The organism is Exiguobacterium sp. s181 (assembly GCF_018617125.1).
Taxonomy (GTDB): domain Bacteria; phylum Bacillota; class Bacilli; order Exiguobacteriales; family Exiguobacteriaceae; genus Exiguobacterium; species Exiguobacterium profundum.
Window position 1 is genome coordinate 1 of record NZ_JACSJM010000009.1, and the last position, 12,740, is coordinate 12,740.

General features: G+C 40.1%; 10 protein-coding genes and 1 pseudogene. 3 read left to right on the top strand and 8 right to left on the bottom strand.

Annotation, left to right across the window (positions count from 1 at the left end):
• The coding region (locus KNO70_RS15570; RefSeq protein ID WP_214689688.1) for a YolD-like family protein at positions 1-208 on the top strand (208 nt) is incomplete at its 5' end.
• A gap of 238 nt (positions 209-446) precedes the next feature.
• Here KNO70_RS15570 and KNO70_RS15575 read toward each other — a convergent pair.
• The 3 genes from KNO70_RS15575 to merR all read right to left on the bottom strand — a co-directional run bounded on the left by KNO70_RS15575 (position 447) and on the right by merR (position 3,990).
• Positions 447-1,769 carry an ISL3 family transposase gene (locus KNO70_RS15575; protein WP_009374086.1) on the bottom strand — a complete coding sequence of 441 codons (1,323 nt, stop codon included), beginning with the start codon at positions 1,767-1,769 and terminating at the stop codon, positions 447-449.
• A gap of 159 nt (positions 1,770-1,928) precedes the next feature.
• A complete protein-coding gene (gene merA / locus KNO70_RS15580) occupies positions 1,929-3,569 on the bottom strand; it encodes a mercury(II) reductase (RefSeq protein ID WP_214812822.1) in 1,641 nt (546 codons plus the stop codon).
• 28 nt (positions 3,570-3,597) lie between these two features.
• A complete protein-coding gene (gene merR, locus KNO70_RS15585; RefSeq protein ID WP_001863748.1) occupies positions 3,598-3,990 on the bottom strand; it encodes a mercury resistance transcriptional regulator MerR in 393 nt (130 codons plus the stop codon).
• A gap of 316 nt (positions 3,991-4,306) precedes the next feature.
• Between merR and KNO70_RS15590 the strand changes: the two genes are divergently transcribed.
• A protein-coding gene (locus KNO70_RS15590) for an IS3 family transposase (RefSeq protein WP_214812823.1) occupies positions 4,307-5,874 on the top strand; the annotation gives its coding sequence in 2 pieces (ribosomal slippage) (positions 4,307-4,958 and positions 4,958-5,874; 1,569 coding nt in all).
• A gap of 54 nt (positions 5,875-5,928) precedes the next feature.
• Here the strand turns inward: KNO70_RS15590 and KNO70_RS15595 are convergent.
• From KNO70_RS15595 to cadC, 5 genes are all read right to left on the bottom strand, one after another.
• Entirely contained in the window at positions 5,929-6,594 is a 666-nt protein-coding gene (locus KNO70_RS15595; RefSeq protein WP_435528659.1) for a CadD family cadmium resistance transporter, read from the bottom strand.
• A gap of 74 nt (positions 6,595-6,668) precedes the next feature.
• On the bottom strand, positions 6,669-7,487 hold the full coding sequence (locus tag KNO70_RS15600; protein WP_251024846.1) for a ZIP family metal transporter: 819 nt from the start codon (positions 7,485-7,487) through the stop codon (positions 6,669-6,671).
• 5 nt (positions 7,488-7,492) lie between these two features.
• A complete protein-coding gene (lpdA, locus tag KNO70_RS15605) occupies positions 7,493-8,902 on the bottom strand; it encodes a dihydrolipoyl dehydrogenase (protein ID WP_214812824.1) in 1,410 nt (469 codons plus the stop codon).
• 216 nt (positions 8,903-9,118) lie between these two features.
• Positions 9,119-11,290, bottom strand: a complete 2,172-nt coding sequence (locus KNO70_RS15610; RefSeq protein WP_214731547.1) for a heavy metal translocating P-type ATPase — start codon at positions 11,288-11,290, stop codon at positions 9,119-9,121.
• On the bottom strand, positions 11,283-11,651 hold the full coding sequence (gene cadC / locus KNO70_RS15615; protein WP_214689684.1) for a Cd(II)-sensing metalloregulatory transcriptional repressor CadC: 369 nt from the start codon (positions 11,649-11,651) through the stop codon (positions 11,283-11,285). Before cadC ends, KNO70_RS15610 begins: the two co-directional genes overlap by 8 nt.
• A gap of 690 nt (positions 11,652-12,341) precedes the next feature.
• On the opposite strand from cadC, the pseudogene KNO70_RS16360 reads away from it, so the two are divergent.
• A pseudogene (locus KNO70_RS16360) lies at positions 12,342-12,685 on the top strand (DNA/RNA non-specific endonuclease); the annotation flags it as partial.
• Positions 12,686-12,740: the final 55 nt, after the last annotated feature.

Here is a 12,740-nt window from a genome sequence, read left to right on the forward strand (position 1 = left end):
GGTCTATGAGAATGTGCTGAACGACGCGATCTTCAGCGGAGATTTGGTAGAGGTAAAATATGTGGAGAAGCGGGAGATGAAACGATTCAAGGGTTTTGTGCACCGGACGAACTATATGGAGCGGACCGTCGAGCTGGCCAATCAGCGGGACGGAATCATTCATGTACCGTTCGAGGCAATCATCCACGTGGAACAATCGATGGACTAACGCCCTGGCGGTTGTTCGAAGTCTGTGTCACGAAAATTATTTCGTGACACAGACTTCCCTAAAAATGAAATAAAATCCTGATTAGCTCTCATTAACTTTATCATCAAAGAATAGCTCCCTAAAACATCAAGACATTATATATTTTTGTACTTCTTTAATTTTTTTCATCTTTTGTGAGAAAGTACATACTGACTCCTAAATAAATAAAGGGTATTCGGATTTCATGGTGGAAAAGGGCTTATAAATCACCCTTCTCCAAATTCTTAATAAGTGTGGAAAAATCGACACCAAAGTTGTCTGTAATGTCGTGATCATTCACTTCATACCAATTGAAAGTATCGTATAACATAGCTTTATTGAAAGCACTTGAATTAAATCGTGGCTTACGCTTTTTATGGAGCTTCTCATTGAAAAGGATTTTGGCTCGTAAGGCATCAAACGAGTAACCTCTACCCATTCGCTCTACCTGCCTAATAATGCTGTTAATTGACTCCGTATAAGCATTAGTGAGCCTTTTATCAAAGTAGTTGAATATTTCGACATGCCAGTTGTCTACGGCTCTCACGAGGTCTTTATATGCGTCTTTAGAGTTGCTGGACATACAACGGTGTCTCCATTGACTATAACGAAGATGACCTTCATCTGGATCAGGAGTATCCCATATCCAGTAAAACTCTTCTTTGAGTTCATAGGCTTCTTTTAAAGCAGGAAGATTACCTAACCAAGTATCTAAGAGGAATGATTCACGTTCATTTAGATCGTGTTTACGCTTTAGAAGGATAAACCTTTCACGCATAAGGGTACGTCTTTCTTTTTGGCTCATATGGGCTTTCAAAGACTTTCTGACGTTATCTAAGGCTTGATTAGCCATTCTAACTACATGAAACTTATCTACGACAACTTTAGCGTGTGGAAGGATAGTGTTCACTGCGTCTTTGTAGGGCTTCCACATATCCATTGTGACGTACTCAATGTAAGTCCTGTCACTGATTTCTGAAAGACGTTGGATGACTGTTTCCTTGTTACGGTTAGGCTTGATGTCATAAATAGTCCTGCGTTCAATATTAGTCAATACAAGCCGAGGTCTACGGATAATATGTATCTCGTCTATCCCAAGCCACTTAGGAGTTTCAAACTGGTATTCACGTTCTTTGAGTGCCACATAGTCCTTAAAAACGTTCCTAATGGTTTTCTCGTCAACACCAACGCTTTCTGCGACTTCTACAAAGGTCTTAGACATGGATTGCTCTTGAATGGACTTTAAAAGCCTTTTGGTCATACTACGCTTTTCATCTACAGATATTAGGCGTTCCCAGAAGGTAGATCCGCATTCACGACACTTGTATCGTCTACGGTTCAATTGTAAGCCCACTCGCTTTAAACGAATGGGCAAATCCATAATTAGTTGATTTCTTGAACTGTGTTTGTACAACTTGTCAAAACCACATTCAGGACAACGTTCAGGTGGTCCGACTGCTTCAACTTTAAACATCATATCGGTTTCATTTTCTTGTGGCGGTTCTATTGTTTTAATGTCTGGTAGGGATAATAAGTCTGACATATTATTCATCCTTTATTACTCTGCGGTGTTAAGGTATCAATTATAGATTTGATGTCGAAATCATCAGTGTTAAATTATTTTTGTGACCACAAATGCACTTAGAAAATCCCTTAAAGCATTAGCTGGTTCACTTGAATAGGGAGTTGTAAAAAAGTTCCCTTAGCCTGCACAACAAGATAATTTCGAAATATCTTTATCGAACGTAAGTGCAGCTAATTTTAGCCCTTCAGCCATTGTTAAATATGGTGCTAGGGTTTCTGTTAAATCTTCTATCGTTAAGCCAAATTTAACAGCTAATGATGCTGCATAGATGACATCTCCTGCATTCTCAGATACAATATGAACCCCTAATACTTTTAGTGTTTCTGCATCTGCTACTAGTTTAAATACACCGGTTGTTTCACGGTTTACAATTGCTCTTGGAACAGCATCTAAAGGTAATACAGATGTCTTCACATCATACCCTTTCTCTTTTGCTTGTTCTTCTGTTAAACCAACCGTTGCAACCGTCGGATTCGTAAACGTAACAGCAGGAACTACCGATAAATCTATTTTTTTGTTTAATCCACCAATAGCATTATCAGTAATAATTCCACCTTCATAGGCTGCTACATACACAAATTGTGGTCCTAAAGTCACATCTCCTGCTGCATAAATCTTTTCATTACTTGTTTGACCAAAATCATTGATCAGGATTTCATTATTTTTTCCAGTTTCAACACCTGCTGCACTTAAATTTAAAGAATCCGTATTTGGTTTTCTTCCAGTGGCAACAAGTAACTGATCTGATTCAATGACTTCTCTACTGCCATTTACTGTTACGTAAACCCTTTTTATCTCTCCACTTTGTTCAACACGCTCAAAAGTTGCCCCTTTGACAAGGTTTATACCCTGTTCAATTAACGCTTTTTCAACTGACTCTGAAATCTCAGGATCATACTCCTTTAAAAGTCGCTCACTTCTTTGCATAAGCGTTATTTCTGAACCTAAATGATGAAATAGTTGTCCAAGCTCCATTCCAATGTATCCTGAACCAATTACAGTTAATCGTTTTGGTATTTTCTTTAACTCAAGAAGTGTTGTACTAGTTAAATAGTCCATTTTTTCAAGTCCTGAAATTTGGGGCAACGAAGGCGATGCACCTGTTGCAATTAAAAAGCGTTTTGCAGATAACTTTGCCCCATTGACCTCAACCGTCCTAGCATCAACGAATTTTGCTTCACCTTTAATTAAATCAAAATTATATTCATCAATTAAATCCATATATTTTTGATTCCGAAGTTCGCTCACTAATTTATCCTTTTGCGTGATTAAACTAGCTAAATCCACTTCTCCAGCGGATGTTTGTAAACCTATAAACGGATTGTCTTTTGATAAATGATTGATTTCACCTGCCCTAAGAAGAGTTTTTGACGGAACACAGCCAATATTCACACAGGTTCCCCCAACCGTTCCACGCTCAATCATTCCAACTTTTGCACCGTATTCTATAGCTTTAATTGCCGAAGAAAAGGCAGCAGCACCAGAACCAATAATAAGAAGGTCATAATTGTCTTCATTAATTAACGCCACGTTTTCTAGTGATGATACTTCTTCAATTTCTCCGGCTTGGTAATTTGCTTCATCAATCGCCTTTATTGCACTTTTAACCTCAATATCATCGGGCAGTTCAAATACTGCTTCACCACGACGATAACTAGACTCAATATTTTTAGCACCTATCTTTTCAAGTGCTGATTCTACGTGTTTTTCACAACCCGTACAAGTCATTCCTGAAATGTTTACCTTAAATTTATTCATAAAAAAGCTCCTTTCGTTAATTAATCTCTCATGTTAATGTTTCTATTATTGGACACGAATGTAATTGCTTTTCATCTGGACATCGTTGTTTTAAGTCGTCTAACATAGTTTCAATTCGTTTTAAATCCTCTATTTGTTTTTGCACTTCCTTTTGTTTTTTAGAAACAAATTCGAACATATCTTGACAACGAACTTCATCTTTATCTACAACACCAAGTAATTTATAAATCTCGCTTAAAGAAAAACCAAGTTCCTGTATTCGTTTAATAAACCCAACACGCTTAACGTCATCATATGAATATATCCGATAACCAGCTTCCGTTCGGTGAGGTTCTTGTAATAAATTTTTTCGCTCGTAATATCTGATCGTTTCTTTATTAACTCCACATTTATCTGCAAACTCACTAATGCGATAAATCATCTTATTTCACCCCATGAATATTATAAACCGTGTACCATAGTACACGGTCAAGTAAATTGGACTATTTTATTTTTTCCCAAAGTATCACTCGTATGTGATTGATACTTTTATATAATATTATTGATTATCCTAACATCCCACCAGAAAATCCGATTTAAACACCAGTTGTTTTTAAACTATTAAGAAAGTAATTCCACTATATATTCCGAAGACCCTAAATAAACAAAAAGAATAACTGACTCAAGAATGATATGCTCCCCAATAGGTAGACAGATGAAATAACAAATCTGTTTATTCTATTGGGGAGTGTTTTTTTATGGCGAGAAGTCGGCATTCAATCGAACAAAAACTGGCTGCACTGCGCATGATGGAAGAAGAAACGCATACATGGAAGGAAATCATGGAGACTCATCACGTTTCTGAGAATACCCTCCGGGTGTGGAAAGTGAAATTCGATACCGGCGGGAGTGACGCATTGAAGGAATCGAAGACATGGAAACTGTACACCAAGGAACAGAAAATCGCGGCCGTCCGTGACTACCTCGACGGGGCCACCACGATGGAAGTCCTCTCCAACTATCAAATCAGTGATGGATCTGTTCTTCGAAAATGGATTAAGAAGTATACTAGTCATAGCGAGTTAACAGATTCGAGAAAAGGGATGGATCGAGCTATGACAAAAGGGAGAAAGACCACATTCGAGGAACGCATGGAGATAGTCAGGTATTGCCTGGACAACGGACGGAACTATCAACGGACGGCCGAGGTATTCGCCGTGTCGTACCAACAGGTCTATGGGTGGACGAAAAAATATGACGCCGACGGCGTGCACGGGCTCGAGGACCGGCGCGGACGGACGAAGCAAGAAGAGGAACTGACCAACGAGGAGAAGCTCGAACGTCGCATTCAACAGATCGAGCGGGAGAACGAGCGCCTTCGTGCCGAGAACCTGTTCCTAAAAAAGTTGGAGGAAATCGAGAGGAGAGGTTGATCAGCCAGATCAGGCTACAATTGCGATACATGGTCATCGAGGAAATGTCGACGACCGACACGTTCCCGGTCGTGCTCCTGTGCGAGATCGCGCAGGTCTCACGGGCCGCCTACTATAAATGGTTGAAGCGTACCGTCTCGGTACGCGAAGAAGAGAACTTGAGCCTATTGGAAGACATCCGCCTCCTCTACGACCAGGTGAACGGGACCTACGGTTATCGACGGATCACCATGACGGTCAATCGCAGACGACGCCAGCATGACCTGCCGGCATACAATGAGAAGCGCATCTATCGTCTCATGCGTATCCATGAGATCCGTTCGGTCATCCGCCAGAAGCGAAAACGGCACAAAAAGTCGTCACCACAACATGTGGCAGAGAACGTATTAAACCGTGAATTCACAGTTAAAAAGCCGAATGAGAAATGGGTAACGGATGTGACAGAATTTAAATATGGCCTATCTAAGAAGGCCTATCTAAGTGTGATTCGTGATCTTTATGACGGATCCATTATTAGCTATGTGCTGGGACACTCTAATAATAATCAACTGGTATTTAAAACGCTTGACCAGGCAATCGTACGATTGCATCAAGAACACCCACTGATTCATAGTGATCGTGGATTCCAATACACCTCTAAGGCGTTCAAGCGTAAATTAGAGGCGGCAGGAATGACTCAAAGTATGTCACGGGTTGGTCGCTGTATTGATAATGGACCAATGGAATCTTTTTTCGGCACGTTAAAATGTGAAAAGTATTATTTACATAAGTATCAGACCTTTGAAGAACTTAACATTGCCATAAATGAGTACATCTATTTTTATAATCACGAAAGATACCAAAAACGATTAAACGGCCTCAGCCCTAAAGAATATAGAGCGAAAGCCGCTTAAATCACTTTTATTATTTCCACTGTCTACTTGACGGGGGGCAGTTCAGATTATTTTTTAATAATTTATTAAACTCAAAAGGGCACTAAACGTTTCGTTCTCTGCCATGATGTATACCCCTAATCCAACAAAGACTATAGGGATAATCCATCTTCCGTATTTCTCCAAAACTTCAGAAACATGTCTGAAGGAAGCTAAACGATATCCTACAAAACACCAGACAGCAACCATTATAAAGAAGATAATAACCGTAATTACCAGTTCATTCACACTTAAAGTTGTAAAATAAGGCACATAGATGCCGATATTGTCCCCGCCATTAGCGAATGTGATGAAGGCTACACTCATAAATAGTTTGTTAAATCTCCCTGAGTTTAAACTGGAGAGGATCGCACCTTCATCTTCATCTTCACCCTTAATAAACAGTTTAATCCCTAAATAGATCGGAATTAAACCAAGCAATCCAACCCATTTTTCTGGAATCAACATGACGCCAAAAGTTCCCAAAAGACTGATTAAAACCAGCAAGGCAAAACCTAAGTATTGCCCAATGACTATATCTTTAGGGTAGATCCGGTTACTCTTTGTCTGCGCGTTCATCTTTAAACCGCCAGTCGCTCTAGCCTGTGCATTTGCCTGAGAGAACAGCAGCATCAAAACAAAAATATCATCAATATTGGTTACTAAGAAAGCCCCAATTGCGGAAATAATAGTCAAAGCCACTTTTATCAACTCCATGGTAAGTTATTAAAACATTCACACGTATGTTTGAATGTTATGAATAGGTTCTCCCCTGCTTAGTGTAAATATACGGGAAGTAGCTCCCCTATCCAGTGAAGAGCAAAATATAGCAATATCCCTACAAAAAAGAAAAGAATAACGACTCTGTCTTCAGTGGCACTAACAACAGGCAGCAAGTCAACGGTAGATATGTATAGAAATATTCCTGCTGTAATGGAAAGAGCTATCGCGAGGATGCTGCTATCTACCATAAAAAATTGTGTTAGAGACACGGCTGCGATCGCGCCTGTTATCGTTGATAGACCCAATAAGAAAGATGCTCCTATCGCCTTCTTCTTGCTTTCAAAGCTTGCAAATACGATGGAAGAAATCGTTAAACCATCCGGAATTTTATGTATTAATACAGCAATCAATACAACAAATCCTATTCTCTCGTCTATTTTGAAACTGGCTACAATAGAGACACCATCAAAAAACGTGTGAACCAGCATGCCCAATAAAGCACTAAAGGTTGTGCTTTGAGAATGAGAATGTTTATGAGTCTCTTCTCCGAAATGAAAATGGGGTGCAAGAAACTGCTGGAACAAAAAGATCAAACCAAATCCAATAACAATATATAGGGCACTGGATTCCTGAATTTCTAATGCTTCTGGTATTAAATCCATAATCGCAATAGCGAAAAGTATCCCGGCGCTCAGCGCCATTAAGCCATTTAAGCCCCTTCTAGACCAATTTTTTTTAAGAAAGATCACAAAGCCACCCAGGACATTTGCGAAAGCCGCAGTTAGGACGTAAAACAAAATGTCCATTAATTCCCCCACTCCATTAAATGAAAAGTTTAACCTGCACTTATGAAAAGTGCCGGTCTGCTGCATTCACATTATTTCTTTTTATTCAGCATGTGAATGGCGTGCCCCATCACACCTTCCGCCGCATCCATCAATGGCTCAGGCAACGTTGGATGGGCATGGATTGTAAGGCTTAGATCTTCGGCAGTTGCTCCAGATTCAATGGCAAAAACTGCTTCAGCAATAAGCGACGATACTTCTGGTCCTACCATCTGTGCGCCTAACACCCTTTTGCTGTTCTTCTCGGCTACAATCTGCACAAAGCCATCTGCATCTGAAACAGATAATGCCCTTCCGTTCGCTTGGAATGGAAAACGGCTGGAAACCGTTTCGTATCCCTGTTCTTTTGCTTCTTTCTCTGTTAATCCTGTGTAGGCAACTTCAGGATCACTGAAGATAACAAAAGGCATGGCTTGAAAATCAATGATGCTGTTTTGTCCGCTAATCACTTCTGCAGCTACTTTTCCTTCGTAGCTAGCTTTATGGGCAAGGAGGTATCCGCCAGCACAGTCACCTATTGCATAAACATGCTCCACGTTTGTCTGGCATTTCTCATTTATCTTAATAAAACCACGCTCGTCTAATTCTACTCCGATATTTTCCAACCCAATTTTCCCTGTGTTCGGCTTTCTTCCTATAGAAACTAAGCAATAATCTCCGTTAACCACTTCTTCCTTGCCATCAACCTGTACACGAACTTTTACTTCATCCCCTGTGTTTTCTCCGCCTTGGACCAGAGCATTGGTTACAACTGTGATACCTAGTTCTTTTAGATGCCGTTTTACCACATTTGTAAGCATAGGATCGGTACCTGGAAGAATCGTGTTGGACCCTTCGAGAATGGTCACTTTTGATCCGAATTTGGCATAAGCAGTGCCCAGCTCCAAACCAATATAACCACCGCCTACCACAACTAAATGTTTTGGTACTTCCTGCAGCACCAATGCCTCAGTGGAAGAAATGATTCTTTTTTTATCAAATGGCATACTTTTTAGTTCGAAAGGCAAAGATCCTATCGCAAGGATTAAATCTTTGTAGGAATATACTTGTTCTTCGTTATTCATTTTGATTTTAGCCGTATAGGGTTTAGTAAGATAGGCTTCTCCACTGATTACCTCTACTCCATTGCCTTTCAGTAAGGTCTTAACCCCGCTGGTTAACTTATTCACGATGCCGTCTTTCCACTTTACTACTTCCGGCATATCTACTTGAACTTCACCAGAAACCTTGATGCCCATTGCACTGGCGTGTTGAATATGTTTTACCCGCTCAGACGCACTAATAAGAGCTTTTGATGGGATACACCCCCGGTTAAGGCAAACGCCCCCTAGTTCTGCTTTATCTACCAGAACCACTTTTTTCCCCAACTGGGCCGCCCGTATGGCCGCCACATAACCTCCAGATCCTGCTCCTATTACTAACAAATCGACATCTTTTGTCATTTTAGCTTCCTCCTCCGGTGATTTCAGAATGAAATAAACGAACGGTCTTTCACGAAAAAACAGAACCGTTTTCGTGCAATATGTAATCCTAAAACTGCTGTGAACCAACCTGTAACGTATACCCGTTTTTAATCATTTTTAATGTAACTAACCCCCAAATTTCTATACATGGTAAGAAAAAGGGCTTTCCAGACAACCAGAAAGCCCTTTTCCCTTTTATTCCTTGACCCGCATAAGCCGCATACTATTTAGCGCTACCAGAAGAGTTGCCCCCATGTCTGAAAGGATGGCAATCCAAAGTGTTAACCAGCCCGGTATGACCAATAGCAAGGCAATAAATTTAATGGCAATTGCAAAGGTGATGTTAGCTTTGATGATATTTAGGGATTTACGGCTTAGTTTCACAGTGAATGGAAGTTTTCTTAAATCATCTCCCATTAAAGCAACGTCTGCCGTTTCCAGTGCTGTATCTGTACCAGCTCCACCCATTGCAATCCCAACGGTAGAAGCTGCTAACGCAGGGGCATCATTGACACCATCTCCAATCATGGCTACTTTTCCATACTCGGATCTCAATTGTTTAATATAGTTTAATTTGTCCTCTGGCATCAGTTCTGCCTGAATATCCGATACGCCAACATGGCCGCCGATCGCATTCGCGGTACCTTGGTTATCGCCTGTAAGCATAATGGTCTTTTTGATGCCAAGTTGATGCAATTTCTGAATAACGTCTTTACTTGATTCACGTACTTCATCCGCTACCGCAATCACAGCAAGTATTTCTTTTTCAGTTCCGACCACCATAGCTGTCTTGCCTTGGTTTTGAAGAGTAGTAACATTTTGCTCTAAGTCTTTATCGAAATCATTAGTCAATAATTCCTTAAAGAGTTTCGGGCTACCGATGTAATAAGTCGTCCCGTTTACGATACCCTTTATACCCTTTCCTGTGATAGAAGAGAAATCCTCTACCTGTACGTCAGAATAATTAATGTTCTCCGCTTCTGCTTTTTTCATAATGGCTGAAGCAAGAGGATGCTGGGAACGATATTCTAATGCAGTAATGATGGACAGCAATTCTTTTTCATTTGCCTGCTTGTTCAACACATTAAAATCAGTTACCACTGGGACACCTTTTGTTAGTGTGCCCGTTTTATCAAATGCAATGGCCTTTAAGGCACCCATTTCTTCTAGATAAATACCGCCTTTTATAAGAACGCCCTTTTTCGCTGCATTCCCGATTGCTGAAACAATGGAAATCGGAGTGGAAATAACCAATGCACAAGGACAGCCGACAACAAGAACAGCTAATCCTTGATAAATCCATGTTTCCCAACTGCCATCAAAGAATAATGGAGGGACTATAGCGACTAAAGCTGCAATGACCATAATGACTGGCGTATAATATTTCGCGAATTTTTCGACAAATGCTTGAGATGGGGCACGTTCTCCCTGTGCTTCCTCTACAAGATGAATAATTTTTGCAATCGTTGTGTCTTCTACCAGCTTAGTTATTTTTACCTCAAGCAAGCCTTCTTCATTTAAAGTACCTGCAAACACTTCATCATCAACCGTTTTCGCAACAGGAACAGACTCGCCCGTAATGGCCGCCTGGTTAACAGCCGAATAGCCGCTTACTACAGTCCCGTCCATGGCAATCTTCTGGCCGGGTTTCACGATCATAATATCACCAATGGCAATGTCATCCACATGGATCATCAATTCTTGTCCATTTCGTCTAACGAGTGCCTCTTTTGGTGCAATATCCATTAATGAACGAATGGATTGTCTTGCTTTATCCATAGAGAATCGTTCAAGAGCTTCACTAATCGCAAAGAGAATGACAACAATGGCCACTTCTCCCCATTCCCCAATGATAGCGCCACCTATAACAGCCACTGTCATAAGGGTTTTCATGTCAAACTCAAAGCGAAACAAGTTTTGCAAACCGACTTTGAAAAGCGATAATCCTCCGATCAACATGGATGCTAAAAATAATAATGTAGTAACGAGGTTCTCTTCCCCATTCACACTCTGGGACAGGTAACCGAACGCAATCAATAAGGACGCAAAGAGCAGCGTACTGTGCTTTTTATAAAATGGCACTTTATCTTCTTTCGTATCTTCTTTTACCTCTTGTGATGCTTGGCGAGCAGATTTTTCAGGTGTCACTTTGAGATTCTCAAATGCACCTGCTTTTTCTAGTTCTTCTATCGTTGCATTACCATAAACAACAATTTTAGATGCACCAAAATTTACTTTTGCATCCTCAACTCCAGATAGCTGTTTTACATTTTTTTCGAATTTACCCGCGCAGTTTGCGCAAGTAAAACCTTGTACACGATAGGCCTTCATTTCTTGTTCAGATGTTATTGCCTTTTGATCAGACATTGACATTCACTTCTTTCTTATGTTCTAGTACAATCATCATTATTTGTCTAATATGTTCATCGTCTAACGAATAAAACGCTAGTTTTCCTTCTTTTCTATATCTTACAATCCCCTGCTTATGAAGGGTCCTTAAATGATGAGAAGCATTTGCCACCGTAATACCAATAATATTTGCTATATCACACACACATAACTCTTCATCTTGACACAAAGCATAGGTAATCTTTGCCCTATTTTCATCCGCAATTGCTTTTAACATTTGGGCAACACTAACAATATCGATTGTTTTTAAATCACCTTGTATTCGATTGACCTTTTCCTCGTCATAACAAAAAAATTCACAAGTATCTTTCTTATTCACATTATCACCCCATTGATATTCAAGTGTTCACTTGAATATAGTATATACCTTTCCTTGGTCAATATTCAAGTGAATATTTGAATGAAAAACATAAAATGATTTTTCTAATAGTAATTCCCGTTAACGAACGTTAGAAAGACATATTTGTTTATCTTTTCACAAAAAATGAAAAGGGCTTTAAATAGTCCTTTTCATTTTGTCTTAATTGTCCATTAACTCATCTTTTTATCAATGTTCGTTTTTTATATTTGATGAGTAAGCAAACGAACAGAGGTCCTTAATGATGAAATTGGATATACACGAGTCTCAAACAACTTGGATTCACAGTCAGATAAATAAAAGAATTGGTAATACTGAAACTATTCATTCAAAGAGAAAGGAAATGAATTTCACTTACTCAGCCGCACCTCAAGCTATACCTTTATTTTCCTGATGTTCCCAATAGAGCAGTTCCTCTACAGTAGAGAACACAGAAAAAATACTTACGACAGAGGAAAAACATCAAGACGTCCGAGCCGGGCACCACGGAATCAAGTGCGGCGACTATTACAGAAGGACCTGTCGATATCAAATATGGGGATTGCGAGTATTGTGCGTCCACGAATGAGCATTGTAAATTGATCCGTGTCACGTCAGACGGTCGTTAAGGTTTCAGGCGTCGAATACAGTAAGCTCGACAGGTGACATGTTATCCGTAAGGACGGCGGCGCGATTGACTTTAAAATGATCATCACATATCTAGATACGAAAACTTATATTACATCACATTACCAATACACATATACGGTCAAAAGAAATGTGGTTACCGACTCGTTCGACAAGGTCAATCCGGACGAGTTGAACGAGGCACTCACAGAAAGTGAGTTGGAATCCCCAGCCACGAACGAGCCTGCTGGTGATGAGATACGAATGGAGACGGTCAGGTGACGATCCAGGAAGCGAAAGACGCCGGTTTCACGATGCCGATTATGAGCGACCATTGGCTCTACCCCTATATGCGTGATAACGACAACGTCGGAATGGTCGGGGAATGATTTCAACCCAAAAATTAAAACAATGATGATTGTATAAAAAGACATCCTCCATTTC

Coding starts and splice junctions, on each gene's coding strand:
- merR (WP_001863748.1), bottom strand. CDS start 3,990: ATGATTTATCGCATTAGTGAGTTTGCAGATAAATGTGGAGTTAATAAA.
- KNO70_RS15575 (WP_009374086.1), bottom strand. CDS start 1,769: ATGTCAGACTTATTATCCCTACCAGACATTAAAACAATAGAACCGCCA.
- merA (WP_214812822.1), bottom strand. CDS start 3,569: ATGAATAAATTTAAGGTAAACATTTCAGGAATGACTTGTACGGGTTGT.
- KNO70_RS15600 (WP_251024846.1), bottom strand. CDS start 7,487: ATGCAGCAGACCGGCACTTTTCATAAGTGCAGGTTAAACTTTTCATTT.
- KNO70_RS15610 (WP_214731547.1), bottom strand. CDS start 11,290: ATGTCTGATCAAAAGGCAATAACATCTGAACAAGAAATGAAGGCCTAT.
- lpdA (WP_214812824.1), bottom strand. CDS start 8,902: ATGACAAAAGATGTCGATTTGTTAGTAATAGGAGCAGGATCTGGAGGT.